This window comes from Sphingobacterium sp. SGG-5, assembly GCF_011043525.1.
Classification (GTDB): Bacteria; Bacteroidota; Bacteroidia; order Sphingobacteriales; family Sphingobacteriaceae; genus Sphingobacterium.
Genome location: NZ_JAAKGO010000004.1, coordinates 254956 through 273909, shown reverse-complemented (window position 1 = coordinate 273909; position 18954 = coordinate 254956). Strand labels below are relative to the sequence as shown.

11 protein-coding genes are annotated in these 18954 nt (G+C 43.4%); 2 read left to right on the top strand and 9 right to left on the bottom strand.

Annotated features, from left to right (window positions below; all coding sequences use genetic code 11):
• Window positions 1–13 precede the first annotated feature (13 nt).
• A complete protein-coding gene (locus G5B30_RS07660; protein WP_206367047.1) occupies window positions 14–3283 on the bottom strand; it encodes a SusC/RagA family TonB-linked outer membrane protein in 3270 nt (1089 codons plus the stop codon).
• A 108-nt stretch (window positions 3284–3391) separates the two neighbouring features.
• Between G5B30_RS07660 and G5B30_RS07655 the strand changes: the two genes are divergently transcribed.
• Window positions 3392–4078 (top strand): FadR/GntR family transcriptional regulator, encoded by a 687-nt coding sequence (locus G5B30_RS07655; protein WP_165319383.1) that lies wholly within the window; start codon window positions 3392–3394, stop codon window positions 4076–4078.
• Between the two features lie 198 nt (window positions 4079–4276).
• Complete coding sequence (locus tag G5B30_RS07650; protein WP_165319382.1) at window positions 4277–5002, top strand: DUF4397 domain-containing protein; 726 nt, start codon at window positions 4277–4279, stop codon at window positions 5000–5002.
• A gap of 52 nt (window positions 5003–5054) precedes the next feature.
• Here the strand turns inward: G5B30_RS07650 and G5B30_RS07645 are convergent, their stop codons facing one another.
• The 8 genes from G5B30_RS07645 to G5B30_RS07610 all read right to left on the bottom strand — a co-directional run bounded on the left by G5B30_RS07645 (window position 5055) and on the right by G5B30_RS07610 (window position 18897).
• Window positions 5055–6383, bottom strand: a complete 1329-nt coding sequence (locus G5B30_RS07645; RefSeq protein ID WP_165319381.1) for a D-alanyl-D-alanine carboxypeptidase — start codon at window positions 6381–6383, stop codon at window positions 5055–5057.
• A 5-nt stretch (window positions 6384–6388) separates the two neighbouring features.
• On the bottom strand, window positions 6389–8464 hold the full coding sequence (locus tag G5B30_RS07640) for a prolyl oligopeptidase family serine peptidase (RefSeq protein WP_165319380.1): 2076 nt from the start codon (window positions 8462–8464) through the stop codon (window positions 6389–6391).
• Window positions 8465–8556: 92 nt separating this feature from the next.
• Complete coding sequence (locus G5B30_RS07635; protein ID WP_165319379.1) at window positions 8557–10176, bottom strand: Type 1 glutamine amidotransferase-like domain-containing protein; 1620 nt, start codon at window positions 10174–10176, stop codon at window positions 8557–8559.
• A 12-nt stretch (window positions 10177–10188) separates the two neighbouring features.
• Entirely contained in the window at window positions 10189–11508 is a 1320-nt protein-coding gene (locus G5B30_RS07630; protein WP_165319378.1) for a DUF4302 domain-containing protein, read from the bottom strand.
• 16 nt (window positions 11509–11524) lie between these two features.
• On the bottom strand, window positions 11525–13021 hold the full coding sequence (locus G5B30_RS07625; protein ID WP_165319377.1) for a DUF4302 domain-containing protein: 1497 nt from the start codon (window positions 13019–13021) through the stop codon (window positions 11525–11527).
• Window positions 13018–13830, bottom strand: a complete 813-nt coding sequence (locus tag G5B30_RS07620; RefSeq protein ID WP_165319376.1) for a substrate import-associated zinc metallohydrolase lipoprotein — start codon at window positions 13828–13830, stop codon at window positions 13018–13020. Before G5B30_RS07620 ends, G5B30_RS07625 begins: the two co-directional genes overlap by 4 nt.
• 77 nt (window positions 13831–13907) lie before the next feature.
• Window positions 13908–15317 (bottom strand): RagB/SusD family nutrient uptake outer membrane protein, encoded by a 1410-nt coding sequence (locus G5B30_RS07615; RefSeq protein WP_165319375.1) that lies wholly within the window; start codon window positions 15315–15317, stop codon window positions 13908–13910.
• Window positions 15318–15327: 10 nt separating this feature from the next.
• Window positions 15328–18897 (bottom strand): SusC/RagA family TonB-linked outer membrane protein, encoded by a 3570-nt coding sequence (locus tag G5B30_RS07610; RefSeq protein ID WP_165319374.1) that lies wholly within the window; start codon window positions 18895–18897, stop codon window positions 15328–15330.
• Window positions 18898–18954: the final 57 nt, after the last annotated feature.

Below are 18954 nucleotides of genomic sequence, written 5' to 3'. Positions count from 1 at the left end.
TTAGTTTTAGGTTTTATAATGTAATGTTTAGACCAAACGTCATTCTCCGCGGCAAAGGAAACCTGCCGGGGTCATCACCACCAACTTCAGGCAAGGTGCCGTTGTATCTTGTAAAATAGGCCAGATTGGACCCGGACACATATGCACGTACGCCCTTCACCCGGTTTTTTACCCATCGCTGTAAGAGATCTTCATCCAACTGATAACTCAATGTCACCTCGCGTAATGCTAGGTAATCTCCCTTTTGGTAGTAATTGGCCGCACCAATATAGTTTCCTCCATAATTGGCCCAGTAAAACCGAGGCAATGTCCCGCTCGGTGTATATTCGGAGTACGTGTATTTCACATCTACAGGCATATTCGCACTACCCTGTGCCTGTGCCATTCCCCTTAACCAGGATTGGTCAATAATGACAAAGCCCAGGGCATAATCAAACTGGGTATACAAGCCCAGGCCTTTCCATGTCAAGTTGCTGTGGAAGCCCCCCTGTATGGTAGGTGTCGTTCTGCCCACATATACCCGGTCGTAGGAATCAATGATATCATCTTCATTAATGTCTCTCCAACGCGCATCACCCAAGAACTTCAATGTCTTGTTGGAATATCCCAGATTGCTGTTGTACAACAAAATGTCCTCATCCAATTGCTCTTGCGTCGTGTAGATACCGTCATAGACATGCGCCCATACTTCATCCAGTCCCACGCGCCTTCCCTCATACAGACCACCTACCTGTTCATAAGTCGATGTTCGCGGATTCCAAACTTCAGTCGTACTCTGCCGGTTGCCGTCCAAACCGTTATCCGGCAACTCTATTACATAGTTTTTTACATGAGTGAAGGTTCCACCTAATCGCCAATTGAAGCCGTTGGCATTCCGCAGTGCATAGATTTGTGTTTCAAGTTCTATCCCCTTATTCCGCAGCTGTCCGAGATTAGTGGTATAATTGCTAAAGCCTGTCCAGGACGGAATACCCAAAGAAGCTACTTTGTTATATACGTCTCTTATAAAATAATCCACATTAAAATTCACCCGGTTATTGAACAGACCTAAGTCTATACCAAAGTTCGAAGCTGATACTTTTTCCCATTTAAGGGCAGTATTAATAAACCCAGCCGGTCCCACGCCTGCATTACCATCGTACGTCCCCACATTTCCGAAAGGCGCATCGGTCACGAAGTAACCTACCGAACTGACACTACCGTTTTGTCCCCAGCTGATACGCGGTTTCAGATTGCTCACAATATCGGACAATGCGGACCGTTGGAAAAAGCTTTCACGGTGTATATTCCACCCCAACGACATACCCGGAAAATAATCGAATTTGTTGTCGCTCAACCGGGAAGTACCATCGTAGCGAAGATTCATCGTGAAGAGTATTCTATCGTCATAATCATAGTTGACACGTCCGATTCCCGACACCATGCGTTCCCATTGACTGAACGCTGAACTGGGTACTCCTACAGCCTCAGTCGATGCCGACATCCAGGGGATAAAGTCTGTCGCGGCTCCTAAGGCACTCGCTGAAGCCGTATAATGGCGGTATTCAAAATACTCCCCTCCAAGTAAAGCATTCACGTTGTGACGGCCAAACGAATTCGTATATTGTAAAAAGCTGTTTAACGTGTACTGTTGCGTCTTATTTCGGTCGAACGATGCATTCCGGGTCGTAATCATATCTCCCCGTGACCCATTTTGATAAGCTTTCGTGAAGGTATCATTTTCATTGAAGCGTAGAAAACCATTCGCGTTACCCACCAGTTTTAGGTTTTTGAGAATAGCATATTCGATGTTTAAGCCGCCCGAGAACCTGTTTTCGCCAGTCTTATTATAATAGATGTCTTCAAAATACAAAGGGCTACCGATTCCATTCGCGTCTCCGCCAGGTAAAGGCTCCCCTGTTTCGTCATTGTACAGGCGTAATGTCGGCGCAGCGCCACCAAAACGCTGTATGACACCGCCAAGGTTGCTTGTACTGGAAGCATTAACATAAGAAGGTGTGGCGGAGACATTATACGCAGCTAAATTTAAGTTGATCGACAGGTCCTTATTGACCTTTAATCCACCGTTGAAGTTCATATTATGCCGCTTGAGCTCCGATCCAATGACCATTCCTACGTCCTTGACCGTACCTATCCCCAAGTTAAAATTGGAAATATCCGATCCTCCTGAAAAATTGATATAATGTTCGTTGTAATTGCTCGACTGTAGGATCAGATCTTCCAGCTGGCGTTGGCTCACGCCTTTATAGATGATGCTATCAGCAAGATGTGGTTGTATCGGGTTTCGATCCACCAACAAGCTCCAGCCTTCCCGACCAAGTAGATATCGATTTTGATCCGTCAAAATTTGTGTCGTATATTTTCCATCTGGAAAAGCATATGACGAATTGGTTGTCCAGCCCCAGGAGGCTGAATTCATCTGATTGGCTGTACTGCTGGCCTGACTGGCATTCCCGTCTGCAATATTAGCCTGATAGCGGCTGGCGATTCCCTGTCTATTCCATATGATATAGTCTTCAGCACTGAGGTATTCTACCGGATTTCTTCGCACATAGTTATTCGCGTGCTTCAACTGGTATTCTACTTTTGTCGATCCTTTACGTCCTTTTTTCGTAGTTACCAACACTACCCCGTTTGAAGCCCTTGCCCCGTATATCGCTGTCGATGCGGCATCTTTCAAAAGGTCAATAGACTCAATGTCGCTGGCATTTATACCATATAAGCTAGGTACAATGACCCCATCGACTACATATAAAGGCGTTCCTGTTCCATTAAATTCTGTCCCACCCCGAAAAGAAATCGTCGGGGATGCTCCGGGATTACCCGTCGTTTGTTGTACACGCAGTCCCGAAACAGTTCCCTGTAAAGCCGTAGCTGCGTTCGTATTAGGCGCGGATAATAATGCTTCTTTATTCACGCTCGATATGGATCCCGAAAGTTTGGAACGTTTTTGCGTACCGTATCCTACGACAACCACATCATCGATCAACACATTTTGCGATACGAGCTGAATGCGGTTATTATTCAGCGATTGGACAATATAAGACAATGTCTCGTATCCCATATAGCTGACGAGCAACGTGTCCCCAATATTTCCCGCTATTCGAAAGCTTCCGTTTTCATCCGACATCGCCTGGCTTGCGTTTATACGATTCTGAACCGTAACGCCCGGAAGTATTTCCTCAAGGTCATTGACCACATATCCGGTTAAAGTAGTCTGCGCATAGCTTGTTGCCGTTAGCGCAATCAGACCGAATAAAAAAATTAATTTACATCTTATCATAATTAGTTTTATTATCTTTACCAAATCAACATTTGGTATTATGTATAACATAATGCAATTATAGAAAGTTATTTTTAGTTATCCAAGAAATATTAAAAAATTTTATAAATGAGCTATAGTATTGACACCACCAGTCTTGTAGATAAGGTAGAGGAAAAATTAATTGAGCTAATCGCGAATAATAATCTTTCTGTTGGGGACAGCTTACCTAAAGAGCTAGAATTAGCCGAACTGTTTGGCGTGAGCCGAACGGTGATCCGCGAGGCCCTCCTCCGTTTGCGAACGATGGGGCTTATCGAATCCAAAAAACATAAAGGTGCAGTGCTTGTTAATCCAGACGTCATCAATCCGATCAGACGAATATTAAAGCCACATATACTCTTGCCGCAGACTTTGAAAGAGATTTTTGAACTTCGGCTCATCATAGAGGTGGGATTAGCAGACTCCATTATAGCCCGCATTACGGAAAAAGATATTCAGGAACTGGAAGAGATTATTCAAAATGAACCCGAACACCCCGACCAGACGTTGTTTAAAATCGATCATGAGATTCGCTTCCATGGAAAGTTGTATGAGATTACTAAAAACCAGACGGTTATTGATTTTCAGAAGATGCTTATTCCAATCTTCGAGCATGTTCATAAGAGTGATATCGTGGAGTCTATAACACCAGAAGAAGAATTTATCTCGCATAAACAATTACTCGAGATCATCAAACAACGCGATGCAAATGCCTTGAGAGAGGCCATGCGTAAACATCTTTCGATTCATTTTGTGCGTCTATTCCGGTCCTAATAATAGCTCATTAACAGACAACTTTCCAGATTTTTGGTCTAACAATATTGTCCAACTACAAGGTGTTGAATTTGATCTGCATCAAAGCGGATAAAGCTTACCCTTGGTCAAATCAGATTCGACCATGATCGGATTGTTTTTGACTGTAGCCTTTTTCCCCCTTCATCCGTTCTTACTAAAAACAAAGAAAGAATAGTGATGAAAAATTTATTTAACACAAGATTAGCAGGCTTACTGATGGCAGGATTATTGGTCTTAGCCACACTGAACAGCTGTATGAAAGACGATGATTATGAGGAGGTCCCAGTTGGCGTAGTAACGATGGTAAATGGATACGTCTCCTCCAATGGTGTGATCTATGCGGTAGATAATAACACCATACAATATAGCTACAATCCGTTGCCTTACCAAAAGTATGATGCCTTTCGTATATTCCCCGGCAACAGAAGGTTACGGATATTTACGGAGACCGAAGAACAGCTCGTGGATGAAACGTACAATTTCGAAGAAAACACCTACTATACGTCATTTATTTATGGATTACAAGAGGACGCACGTCATTTGCTGACAAAAGATCAACTGTTGGAAAATTTAGGTAGTGAAAGTGGGATGCGTTTCTTCCACCTCTCTCCGAGTGCAGGCCAGGTTAATGTCTATCTCGACAATAAGGAAACCTTGTTATTTGGTGAAAGAACCTACGAAAACGGAGATGGTGAGGAAGTTGAAGATGATGAAAACATACAATTTGTCGCCCAAAGCAGTGGAAAACATACCATTATCATTACCGATGAAGCAGATGAAACTCTTGTGGAGCGTGAATACACCTTTAAAGAAGGTTGGCATTATTCGATCATTCTGATCGGTGACGATTCAACGGATGTACGCAAGCTGTACCTCGGAATAGTAGAGCAATACCAATCCTAAAAAAAGTGTCTCCTGTATTCTTCAAAAAACAGGAGACACTATCTTCAAAACCCTAATAGTTATCGATAATCCGCGTTATAACTTCTTCCATCTTTTTCCTAAAAACAGGCCGTCCATCCCGGATGTTATTCACCAAAAAAGAAAAAGCAAGGTTTTTACCGCTCTTGGTTTTTAGATAACCTGTTAACGATATATGATCTGTAAGTCCGCCTGTCTTGGCGTCTATATTGCTTTCGTATCCTTTATAAAATCCCTCCAAAGTACCTTCATTCCCCGATGGTAGAATTTTCTTGACCCGTTCAAAGTCTTTGCTGTTATAGATCAATTGAAGTAAATTAATAAATTCATCCGGTGAGATCAGATTGCTTCTACTCAGGCCACTGCCGTCCACCCATTTTCCTCTAACCCATACATCTTTCAGCAGATCCTCTTTTACATAGGTATGTATCTTCGTCTCATCAAATGTACCAAATTTGACCTTACCCGACATCAACAGCATTTGTTCTGCATAAAAATTATCACTACGCTTCATCATGATCCCGGCCAGCTGATCGGTGGGTACGGTATGGAACAATTGAAACTGAACGCCGTCAGGCCGCTCTCGTACAAGTTTCATCTTTACATCGGGTTTTACATGTTGCAGGGTATCCTTCAACAGCAGGTAGACCAAAGAATCGTTGTCGATAAGGGTAAATGGCCGAATAGCCCGGTGTCCTTTTGTGTTTTTGATAACTCGAAATGTATTGCTATGCTCTTCCCGCAACACGGTTACATAATCGCTCATGATATCGGTAGAGGGCTGTTGTATACTGGAATTGAAATACGATGGTCTGGCCGTGATGATATTTCCTTTGTTCCTGTAAAAACGGATCAAATTACCATATATGGGCATTACACTGCGCTCGGGCGAACCCGTCGACTGCCACGTACCCCAAGACCAACCCGATCCTAAGCGTCCAAATCCTTTTGCACTCGGCAATACAAAGCAGATGGTCTTGTCGGTGCTCTTCAATAGATCAAATAATTTTTGCTCCTTAAATTCACGCTGTAGAAACGTAGGGTCACCATTGGGTTCAATATAAAGCGTATGTGCGTCAGAGGCTATGGACCAGCCCGGAATGCTATCCCCACATAACTGTAATGTGGTGTACATGGTCCACAACTTGGTGTTGCTGGCCGGTACAAAATGCTTATGGGAATTTTCCGCATACAATACTTCACGCGAATCCAGATCAACGACCTTAAAGCCAACATATGCTGAATTGAGCAGTGGGTCCTGGCTTATATCAAACACAGAATCTTGTGCTTGAATGCTATTAACATAAGAAGACATGACGCATACTGCTATACAGCGTGCAATAATGGAAGTTAGTTTGTTCATTTTTCTTATTTCAATTTTCGAACTAAAAAGTCAACAGTTGCAGCTTTTACCTTAACAAGATTTTCAAACAATTGCCAATGGTGGTTTTCATCGGGCAAGACCAAAACTTCCACATCTACCTTACGCACTTTCAACCTACTGTATAAGTCGATACTATGCCAAAATGCTACATTCCCATCATCATCTCCATGTATCAAGAGCACAGGAGATTTCCATGTATCAACCCAACGGGAAGGTGAAGAATCCCAATTCAGTCTGGCCGTTCGGCTGGAATTAGGATCCCTGTCCTTAAGTCTATTATGCACGCCATGTATATCTACGCCAGCTTTGAATATATCCGAATTTTTCGCCAGTGCCATAGCGGTCAGATAACCGCCATACGATCCCCCAAAAACTCCTACTTTCTCGGGATTCACATCAGCTTGTCCTGCGAGCCATTTTCCTGCTGCCAGGATATCTTTATACTCCGATGCACCTAATGATCCAGCAGATTTGGGATGTTGGAAATCATATCCATACCCCGTACCCATTCTATAGTTGACTGACAAAACCGCAAATCCTTGCTGCACCAAATACTGACAAGTGGTGTAGTCATAAAAATAATAGTCTCGGTGATGCCAGCCCAAGTACATTTGCCGACGAGGACCGCCATGTATATATATTACGGCAGGTAAGTTTTTCCGGTTACCTTGCGGCTTGTAATATTGCGAACTAAATTTAATACCGTCTTCGGAAGTAATAAATACCTGTGTAGGTTTCACAAATCCGGTATGTACTCCTTTAAAAAGCTCATCGGCTACTACACGTTGTTTAGCAGTTCGTAGATCATAGACTTTCGGTTGCACAGGCTTATCGTAGGTGCTGGACTTGAAGCCAACCAAACGATCGCCATAATAGAAAAATGGTGCGGATTCAATCCCTTCTCCTTCCGTCAGCATATCTACCTTTGCATCGTCGACGCTCACCCTACCGACATGACTACGTTCGAAATCAAATTTGTCCTTACCTGTATTTGCCGCGAAGAGGATATATTTTCCTTTGGAATCGTAAGCCATATCTTCGACTGTAAAATTTCCCTTTGTCAGTTGCTTTATGGCCTTGCTTTTGGCGTCCAACCGATAGAGATGCGGCCAACCATCTTCATAAGACATGAAGGTAATATAATCTGAATTTTTCCAACGTAGATTCACTCCGCCCCCAATACGTGGGTAACCTGCACGTTTATTAGTGGGTGAGGCATATACTTTTTCTACTTTATCCGAAATTAGGTCAGCAACCATAATAGACCAAGACCGTGATAAAGCGTTAAAAAGCGAGTCATTCGCCACTCCCGTAGGTTCTCTTCTGACAAAAGCTATCTGCTTGCCGTCTGGCGACCACTGGGGAAACGCATCGGTATAAAATGAAGGACTGACCCATTTCAGCCGTTTACTGGCATTTTGGTATACGCCGATAAAACTATACGCACCTCGACGAGATACAAAAGTCAACTGTGTGCCATCGGGAGACCATTGTATATTACGCGCTATACCCCGCATAGCAAAAAGTTGTTTGCCCGACTTTTCCCGTCCAAGTGGAGAACTCCACACCTTCCCTCTTCTAAGATAGGTGACCGTTCTATTGTTCGGATGAAGAACTGGAAAATCGCCATTACCCACCTTGTATAATTTATTGTCGGTGAGCGATAAGGAAAAAATCTCAATGTTCGTTTCATGAACCAGAGAAGCCGGGTTTACGGCGACAGCTGCGCTATTCGAACCATGATCCCCTCCTCTTGCAAACACTACCCAGTTTCCATCATTACTTATAGACAAACTGGTAATTTCCTGCGCATCGTCTTCATCAAAATGGGTTACTTTTTTTATCGTATAATCCGGTCCATCGGCAATATAGACGTTACGTCTCCCTTGTTCGTTGACCGTGAAAGCCAGACGGTCTACACTTGTAGCCCCTTCTATATTCCCGATGTACGGGATACTTAATAACTTATTCAGATTAGGATGTTCCTGTGCAACAATAGCACTACAAAAAAACAATAAGCACGTTAAAAACGAAAGGAATCGTATGGAAGACAATTTCATGTGTTAATTTTTATTTTATTTAGATCCTATTTTTAGGTCCATATTGGACGCTACAATATTAGGTATTTCCATTCTATTTTTGCTTCTAAAATCTAAAATTTATATCGCTCTCCGGGAGACACCACAATTGTTTTTTTCAGATTGTCTTTGTATATCTTTATGGCATCAATACCGATCACCTTGATCTGTTTTTTTTCGACGATCAATGCCGACTTTTCTACCAATATAACATGCTGTAATACAGGATTTTCTTTCCGTATTTTCTCTATAGCTGCCAAGGTCTTGGCATTCTGGGAAGCCGTCACAATCATGGTCTTGTCGATTAGGCCAAAGCCAGTATGCCATCCGTACTTCTCCGGTTCACCAAATAAACGGGAAGCCATCATCGCGGCACCAGCACCACTTCCACCTACTATTCCCTTACGTTGCAGTACATCAAACAGCTTCTTGTGTACCAGTGTATGTAGATAAACATCGGCCAATTGCCATCCTGGGCTATCACAGATCCAAACTGCTTTGGCATCGTCCAGCGCACGGGCAAATGCACGGGAGTTTGCCTTTTCACCATTGATCGTATGTAAAAGAGTGACCTGTTGTGCCCCCATCTTTTGGAGTTCCTCAACTACCCGTTGGTTTTCTCTGCGTCTATCATCGTTTCCGGTAGATAGCACAACGATGAGATCCTTGGGGCTACGAAGGGCTTTCCGAAAATGCGATAATGCATCTCGATTTACTTCTGCCGACCCGTATAGCAATAATTTACCACGTGGAGGTCCTACCGTTTTCCAGGTAGCGGTAGGATCTTTCCAATTTTTGCCACCTCCAGTCCACAAGTCCTGCGGTGTAGGTTCGGCCCTGTGGGTAATCTTTCGGGTGGCCATATTGTATTTGTCGCCTGGGAAAAGATATTCTTGCAATCGATCTTCCGCATAGTCCGGACGTGTTGGATCATATAGGGCAACCTTACCTTCGCCGACAACTTCAAGTGTATCGCCATGTACGACCGCTGCTGTCGCTTCATCGACGCCAAAACCAAAGAGCTCCGGGTGGGTTTTCAGTATTCTGGCTACACTTCCCATTCTATTTCGACGGATATAGTGCTGTCCAATAGCGGATTGCCTGACAAACCCTAATCCGACATATTGAGGTCCTACACCCCCGGGCACTCCTCCGTACAAATACGAACCCTGTATCGAGGCACCGGCCGAACTTCCAGCGATCACCCCTCCCCGTTCTAACAGTTCAAACATCCATTGATGGGTCAAAGTATTGCGATAGGCGGCAGCCAGTCGGCTTTGGAATCCACCGGCAATGAATACGGCCTTCGCCTGCTGTAATGGTCCTGCAAAAGCCTCCGTATTCGCTTCAGCCGGATCCTTCGTGTGGATGATCGTTATATTTCTTGCACCCGCCTTTAATAGCGCGGTATATGCACTATTCGTCTCATCAAATACACTTCCCGCAGTAGGGACAAACACAATAGAGGCATCAGGGTCTCCTACCAAGTCCATGAAATAGGAATAGTTATCGGACGAAGCGGCTCCTCCGATGATCATCAAAGTACCCTTTGGTGGTCCTACTGTTTTCCAATTCTTCGTGTATTGCGCCTGAACATCTCGTGTCTGCGCATGTGCGGAAAGAAAACTGACTAATCCGAGGATAATAATCCAACTCAGATTTTGAACCCTATATCCTTTTCTCGATTTATACAAAGCAAGTAGAAATTAAAATGGATTTGTGGGTGTACTGATCGTCAACTGCATCCAATAGTTGCTATTGGCTCTACTTACGACGCGGCAAGTTCTATAATCAATCGGCACGATAGTGACCCCTTCGGGAGGATATATGCGATTTAAAAAGGCTTGCACGTCAGGATGATCGACTATAGATTGCCCTAATGTATTGGCATTTTCATATACCGGCACAACATGCGATTCATCCACTTTCGTCAATGTATAATAAAAATTGTAATAGGTGTTTTTCTCCTCCACATCTTTTCCAACAAAAACAAGATAGTTACGCGGCGCATCCACAGGACTGTAATTATAGACCTGTACTCGCCAAAATGTAGGAAGTGCATTGGTAACGGCATCATAGTACGGTCTCAATGCCTCACTGATTCCCACTTCAGGACTTACGGTGTACCCTAACAACCGAACCAATGTCTCATTAGGACGGTCTAAATTGCTATAGATATATCTGTCTGCTGTGCCTTCATACGGAAATGCAGGAACATGGGCAACTTCAACCTGCCCCGCGCCAGCGGTACCTGCTTCAGTAACTTCGAGCGCATTCGATGTAGGCGTACCAAACTTAAATTCCGAAACCTGAACGCTTCCTGTTGCCCAAGGTTTGGATAAAATAATTGCATGCTCACCATTCGTGTAGGAAAACTCCTCCGATTTCACTTCCCCGCCTTCAAGCCAGGTCAGTTTGAGCCGTTGGATAGATACATTCATTTCCCAAAATGCAGAAATATCATCCAATACAAGATTTCTAAAATAGGCCGAAGCGTTGTCGTTAAAAGACTGCAACATGTGTGCGGTGTTGGTCTTCTCCTCAATGAGATCACGATCTTCTTCCTCTGCTTCCCGCAGGACAAATTCCCTATTCTTATCTACATAAATGTTTTTTAACATGATCGTGCCATCCGCTTGCGGCTCGATCAAAAATTCAAACTTACCGCCAAAGCTCTCCGCCAATACGCTCCATACCGAATAGGTATCGAAGATCAACTCCGGTCTATTCACGCCTCCAACCCGGTAGGTCGAAATTTTCTCCTCTTGAAAGCCATTCAGATCGGATACAATCTCCACCCGCTCGTCGTCCAGAAATCTCATCAGAATAGATACAGCTCCATGTTCTGGGGATGCTGCATATTCGATATACCAACCGTCTGTAGAAGAAGTTAATATATCTCTATATTCCGCCTGCAGTTCGGCCAATTTTGGATTTCCCTCAGGAATGATATTGTCGTACCGCAGTTCTTCGCAGGAAGTGAAAAACAGCGCTATGATTGTGACTAAAACTGGTATTTTTTTCATTGTGATTTTCTATTAATCAATTAAAAACCATGTTATAATAGGTCGAACTTGACCAACTGAATTCTACCCAAACACGGCTATCCACCGTACTTACCAATCGCAGACGATATCCCGAACTACCTTCATTCGCCATATTGTAAGGCACCAACGTTACACCCGCAGCAGGTGTGATTTGATCTAAATATTCCTGGGTACGCTCTGAAATATCGGGTACAGGACCATACGTACTAGTACTATTAGTTTGCTGGATTATTTCGTTCATATCCATTCTATTTCCACCTAAACCTTGAATATTCACCCTCAAGTTAAAACCCATACTTCCATATGCCGCGTCACTATCCACTCTACGCGAAGAACCTACCCAGAATAAATTACGGAGACTTGAAGTATAATTTGGCGCATAAATAATATAAACATGTCGCCCACTTGGATTGAAGTTGGGTAAACTACGAATATATCCGCGGAAGTCTTCCATATAAACTGTCGCCTTGGAACCAAAACGTCTTGATTCAACACTCGATGGATATTCGTTCACGAAATAGTCTGCCAAAGTTTGCGACCTATCCGTTGCTCTTGTATACGGATAAGGCGCCGTATGCGCATATCCCATCACCCCAGCCCCTGCATTGCCTGCACTTACGATTTCGATGGACGTAGCTGCTGTCGGACTGTCTGGATCTTCATATTGGAGATCACCCAACGCGATGACATCAATAGATACCGCTCCATAGGCAATAGCCGGATTAAGTACGATACCTTCGGCAGTCAACGTATACCCTACAGTAACATCTGTAGGTGCCGAGGTAGACGTCTCCTTATACGTTAGGGATATCGTACGAGCCGTGGTATCGAACGAATTGATAGCTGCTGAAAAATCATCAACCGTTAAGTTGTAAAAGTAAAAATCCGATTCGATCTCCACAAAATCCTTTACTTTTTGCCGGACTTCGGCCGACAACCTTGCCTGCTCTTCCTCATAAGCAATCTGAGCCAATATGGCGTCAATCTGATTGGTCAGCTTTTCTTCATAACTTGCATTCATTTTGATCAACCGAAAGGCATCATCATCGTAACCATCCGACCGCACGAATTCAAAGTATTCGCCTTCTTCGATATAGTTAATTTTAAACTTTGCAGATCCATTGTATAAATCTGCTAATGTTCCGAATACGGTGTTGTCGGCAAAGGTGATAATTGGTATGTACTTTCCTTCAAAAGTGTATACTGTTGCACTTTGCAGGGTATGAAAGTCACGATATCCGGAAAGCACATCTACTTTTCCCTCCTCGGCAAACTGAAGCTGTATATAAACAGAATCTTCATAATTCTCCGGCTTATAGGCCAATACCCATTTATCTGTGCTTGTCAGAATTTCATTGTAGCGATCCGCAATAACCTGCACTTCTTCTGAAATCTCCCGTGGCGGCAGCAACGTCGTTTCTTTATTGCACCCTGTCAGTAGTGCCAACAAAGCCACCAGAACAGGAAAATATAGATTCATTCTTCTCATCATAAATTATCTAAAATGGTTTGCAAATATTCCTGAAGCTCATGAATATCAATTCCTTTTTGCAGATAGAAATTATACACCAATTGATATTTCTGGCGAAGCAGTTCATTTGCCGAAATGATTGTCATAACCTCATCTTTGGGTGTAGTAACCAGCCCGTCTACCCAAGTCGCAAAATCTTCACTTTCATTGGTCATCCCGTAATTTCTCCAGAATCCTCTGCTTCGTGCCTCCGCTTGGGTAAATGAATTGTATGCTGTACCTCCGGCATATTTACCTTTAGAGACCTCATCGAATCCGATCGGTCTGCCGTAGATCTTATCCAATACATGTGAAAATTCATGGTGCAGTGTGGCATACTGCCCTCTTAGCCAGGATGCGTTATTAAGATCATAATTATTGACTCCTGTAATGATGATCCGGCTTAACCCATAGGCTACACCCGACGCACTGAAATTACGCTCGTCACCTTCCACATAGTTCATACTGGTACCAAACATGATCATCTCTATCGGCATGTGCTCACGCATAAAATCATTCTTCTGCCTGTCATACGGGGCGATGAATAATTTACGGATGACATTCTCTATATACGGTAGTACTTTATCGTAATCGGGTGGTGCCGCAAAAGCATCAGCTGTGATATAGCGCCTGTCGTACCGGTAGATAATCTTGCTCTGGTATTCCTGCTGAATATTATAAATCGACAAGTCCGTCGGATTAGTAGGTATCTCGGTGCCCTCATACGGCTCGTAAGGAATGGCGTCTTCCTTCTCACAGCTTGCCAACGATACTACGGTTAACAATAACATACTGTATATTATTGCCTTTTTATATATTTTTAGACTTCTTTTCATCTTTAAAATGCTTACGTTAACACATCCATCTATTATCTCGGGTTAGGCTCCAACAACGGGTTCGCATCCAGCTCGGCAAAGGGAATCTGGACTAACCGCCGAGGATCGTTAACCGGCAAATAAATTTCTTTTGTTCCGTCCCAATGCGTGATCGGGATTTCCAAACGCTTGACGTCGAACCATCGGTAACCTTCGTAACAAAGCTCCTTATTCTTTTCATCGATAATTTTATCCAGCATCAGATCCACCGTCTGATAATCCTCTAATTTTAAAGGGACATACGGCCGCCAGCGTCTTTCTAAAATCCGATTGAGTTTCTCTAATGCATATTCGAAATCCGGATCGTCTTTTCGGACAGCGGCTTCCGCCGCATTGTACATCACCTCTTCCACGACAAATAGGCCGACATCGGAATAGGATTGCCCATCCGAAGGCAAAGAGCCTCTAAATTTCCGAGCCATATAATTGGGTGTTTGGTTGTTCCACCGCGTATAAATCCGGCCTCTTACATCATCTGCGTGAAAAGTATTCCGAAACTCGTTGGCGTATAAACTACCGCGGAAATAAGAATTCCATTCCAAGGTATAGTTCACCAATAAGATATTTGGATTGTGTGTTTCAAAATATCGACGGGCAAATGTCGTATAATCGCCCGGAACAAAATAAGTATCAAAGTCCGTAAATAGATCCCGGATACTGCTATTGATTTTAAATACTTCTTCGGCATGGTAAAGCGATTTTTCCCAGTCACCCTGAAACAGATAAAACCGTGTCAGAAATGCATGGATAGATGCTTTGGACCAGTGAAATTTGGGCACCGACATGTATGCCTCATTAATCAATTCCAGCGCTTTGAAAGCATCTTCTTCAATCCGGTCGTATACATACTGTATATTATCGCGTGCATACTCCCGTCCGGATTGCTTTTCGGTCTCTAACATATAAGGCACCCCTAAGTCGGTACCGGCTGTGTTTTTGTTATAATGTTTGGCAAATATATTGACCAGCATAAAGTGACAATACGCTCTATTCATATAAGCCTCCCCCATCACCGAAAGACGTAATCCGTCGTCACCACTGGCTTGTTCTATATTTTCCAATACGATATTGGCTTCATATATATCGTTATAATATTTGCGCCAAGCTGCCTCCGGTGTGATTGCATTATTGGTGATGTAATTGTCCGACCACAAATACAAGGGTTTCAGCCAAGATGTAATATTTGCCTGATTGTAATCGGGATAATCATAAAATCGTACATTATCGGTATACAGTTCCGTAAACATGTGATAGGCCTGCGGGTATGCGCCTGTAATTACCGCCTGAAAATCTTCTACCGTAGACAGACGGACACGATTATCTGGATTAATTTCCAGATATTTCTTACATCCGGTCATCGAGAATACGATGAATAGGTAAAATATAACGTTTATAGTCTTCATAGTTCTCGTTTTAAAAGCTGACATTTAATCCCAAAGTAAATGAGGTCGCAGCCGGAATAGAAACACCAGAAATAATCGCTTCCGGATCCTGGCCTTTTAGATTCGGATCGGCCCATAGCGCGATATTATGCGCCTGACCGGTAATCTTCAAATCATTGATTCCTAGCTTACTTTTCACAAAAGACTTCGGCAATGCATAAGACAACATGATATTTTTGAAACGGACAAATGATCCGCTGACCACACGTATATCGCTTCGGTTATAAGCTGTAAACGGATCAGCGTTGGCTTGCAACAGTTCGCTACGGGTTTCACTTTCTATAATACGCGGGATATTCGTATACTGCTCATCCCCCGGCGTGGTCCATCTATTCGCTAAATCCGCATCTATTGCCGCTACATCGGAATAGTATCGGAGTAAAATAGGGTTCAACCGGAGCTTGTTGCCATAAGAGTAGGTAAACAAGAAAGAAAGCTGAATATCTTTGTATTCAAACTGGTTGGTAAGACCTCCAGATCCCAATGGTTCTCTGCTACCATTATAAACTAACATATCCAGATTGGTCGTGTATTTGGAAAAGGAATTGGACAGGTTACCATTTGCCATATAAAACAACGGTAATCCGTCGTTATTCAACGTTGCAAATCTAAAGGAGTATAGTCCGGTAACAGGCCTTCCGACCATAGGAGCTCCACGATCGACCGTTTGTCTTAACACGCCATTCGAATTTTGAAGCCGTGTCACCACATTTCTATTATATCCGTAGGTTAAAATAGTATTCCACTTGAAATCCTTGGTCGCCACATTTTTCGTGTTTAGCGTCACCTCAATACCTTCATTGGTCATATCTGCCCAGTTCATCGTCTTCCGTTGGAAACCACTGACACGCGAAACTTCCACATTTCCTATGAGGTCGTAGTTCGAACGATGGTACCACTCCACCGTAGCAGACACCCGGTCAAACACACCGACTTCCAGCGCGGCATTTGCCATCTTCTCTTTTTCCCATTGCATCCCCGGATTATCCGGCGCGGTGATCGTAATGATATTTTCTACCTCATTGGGGTTAAATCGTGTTGTCGTTCCGTAATAAGCTAAAAGCTCGGGACTCCCTAAGCCGCTGATATTACCCCGTGTACCGTAAGATCCTCTTAGTTTTAAATGATCCAACCAACTCACATCTTGCAGCCAGCTTTCCTCATCCACGTTGTAGCTCACTCCAGCTACCCAAATCGGCAAGAAACGGAAACGCTGCGATGCGCCCAATCGATTGGAGCCATCTGCGCGCGTGGATAAAGTAATATTATACTTCCGTTTGAAAGAATACGCCAAGTTGGCAAAGAAAGATGCCTCACGGTAGGTATTTACACCCATACCGTAATAAGGCGATCCGGTAGCCGATAGCGACTGACGTTGAATAGCCCGATAATCCGGACTTGCGGTCAACCCACGGTAATACTCCAGCCCGTAAGCCGTAAACTCTGTCGAATTATACTTTCTCTGTTTGATTTCTGTACCTCCTAAAAGGTCAAAGGAATGATAATTACCAATTACCGGACGGTAATTCAAGGTATTTCTAAACGTGTAAAACTCACCTAGATTATTACTGAGAATTCCTATCCCACCTCTTGGTAAGACAGAAATTGGAAATTCACTATCGTCGTATGGGTCGTTGTATAGCTTGCCGTTGGCCGATCGAATAGCGACAGACTGCATGGCGCGATAGCTGAGCGCGACGTTGGAAAATTCCGTTGAGATATGCTCTGAACTAGCAGAGGTGCTCCGTCCCGAAATAATCATGGCATAATCTAAATCATTTCTAATTTTCCAATTGGCGTCAATCTGTGCCCTTATTTCCTTCAATCGTATATCGATGAAATTGTTGTCCATTTCGTGCAGAATATTAAACGGCGCAAAATTAGCCTGATAATATTCGAGGTTTCCGTCATCATCATAGGCCCGCATCGCCCTACTCGTTGTCCGGGCATATGTGTATGGATTTATATCATACTCCCGTTCGGTAATCCCGCCCACACTTTCTGTCTCATTGAAAGCACCGAAAGAACGCTGATTCCGCAAGGAACCATAAATTGTTCCGGTGATGGTAAAAGCGTCGGAGAGATTGAACGTTCCTTTGAGATTCCCGCTATATCGGTCGGTATGTTGGTTTTTAGTTTGGCCAAGATCTTTAAAATAGCTACCCGACATGTAGAAGGTAGCTTTTTCCGTCCCCGTACTCACGCTTACACTATGATCGTGGGTCGCCGAATTCCGAAAAATTTCCTGAAACCAATCTGTATTGTACGTCTTGGCGCGCTGGATATCGTCGTAAAATCGATCCCAAGTGATCTCTTTGCGCGACAACTGATACAATAGCTTTCCGTATGCGCCATATGTACTATTCATGTTCGTGAAGTCAACCAGATTTTTCTGATACAGCTCTTCTGAAAATTCCATTCTCTGTTTGGAATTCATTACATTGAAGGACGTGATCGATGGCCGCGCGGAAACCGTCAGATTATTTTTATAACTGATGCTTGTTTTTCCTGCTTTTCCTCTTTTTGTAGTGACGACGATAACACCATTTACGGCTTGGGTACCGTACATAGCAGTTGCCGACGCATCTTTTAATATCTGTATATCCGCGATGTCATCCGGATTGATTCCAGAAATTGCCGAGCTCAACATCGTTGCAGCATCTCCCGAATAAAGTTGATTGGGGTTAACATTCACAGGATCGTCCAGTACAATACCATCGACCACCCATAACGGTTCTTGATTTCCACTTATGGACGAATTACCACGAATACGAATCTTTGATTTTGTACCAAATGTACCACTTGTATTCTCCACAGCTACACCGGCAACCATACCTTGCAGTGCCTTTCCAACATCCCCACTCGCAGCCGTGGCCATATCTTCTGGATTGACTTTTCCTACAGATCCGGTAAATGTCCGTTTGTCGATATTTTGATAACCGGTCACGACAACCTCATCCAGATCGCCCGATTCGCTGATCAGCGCAATACGCAAATTCCGGTTGCTTCCCACTACGAATTCATAAGACCGATACCCGGTATAGATAACCTCAAGTCGACTTCCAGTCTTGATATCCGGTAAGACGAAGGCTCCGTTTTCATCTGCAGCAGTTCCCGTCGTTGTGCCTTTTACCCGAACAGTTGCCCCTACCAAAGGTTCTCCCGACTGGCTATCCACAATCGTCCCTTTAAGCACGTCAGACTGCTCCTGATGTACAGCTGCCGGAACAGCCACCTTCGGGGTTCTAACTTTTCGGTTAATGATAATTGTTTTGTTATCTATCTTATAATCTAACCCATTTTTGACCAAAAGCTCCTCCAATGCAGCTTTTAACTGGGTGTCTTTAAAATAGACATCAACCGATTTAGACATGAGGTCTTCATCGTATTTATAAAAGAAATTAAATCCCGATTGTCGTTCGACCTCTCTCAATACTTTCTCGATGGTCACATGTTTTCCCTGAAATGTAATGGTTTGCGAGAATACGTTTGCGTCTACTTGTGTCAGCGACAAAATCAATAAACAAATAATGAGCTTCATTATTAATAATGCTTTCAATTTAAAATGCATAAATTTGTATCATTAGGTAATGGGTTA

Bases quoted from the DNA above. Each gene is read 5' to 3' on its own strand.
- G5B30_RS07660 (WP_206367047.1), bottom strand. From the start codon at position 3,283: ATGATAAGATGTAAATTAATTTTTTTATTCGGTCTGATTGCGCTAACG.
- G5B30_RS07655 (WP_165319383.1), top strand. From the start codon at position 3,392: ATGAGCTATAGTATTGACACCACCAGTCTTGTAGATAAGGTAGAGGAA.
- G5B30_RS07650 (WP_165319382.1), top strand. From the start codon at position 4,277: ATGAAAAATTTATTTAACACAAGATTAGCAGGCTTACTGATGGCAGGA.
- G5B30_RS07645 (WP_165319381.1), bottom strand. From the start codon at position 6,383: ATGAACAAACTAACTTCCATTATTGCACGCTGTATAGCAGTATGCGTC.
- G5B30_RS07640 (WP_165319380.1), bottom strand. From the start codon at position 8,464: ATGAAATTGTCTTCCATACGATTCCTTTCGTTTTTAACGTGCTTATTG.
- G5B30_RS07630 (WP_165319378.1), bottom strand. From the start codon at position 11,508: ATGAAAAAAATACCAGTTTTAGTCACAATCATAGCGCTGTTTTTCACT.
- G5B30_RS07625 (WP_165319377.1), bottom strand. From the start codon at position 13,021: ATGATGAGAAGAATGAATCTATATTTTCCTGTTCTGGTGGCTTTGTTG.
- G5B30_RS07620 (WP_165319376.1), bottom strand. From the start codon at position 13,830: ATGTTATTGTTAACCGTAGTATCGTTGGCAAGCTGTGAGAAGGAAGAC.
- G5B30_RS07615 (WP_165319375.1), bottom strand. From the start codon at position 15,317: ATGAAGACTATAAACGTTATATTTTACCTATTCATCGTATTCTCGATG.
- G5B30_RS07610 (WP_165319374.1), bottom strand. From the start codon at position 18,897: ATGAAGCTCATTATTTGTTTATTGATTTTGTCGCTGACACAAGTAGAC.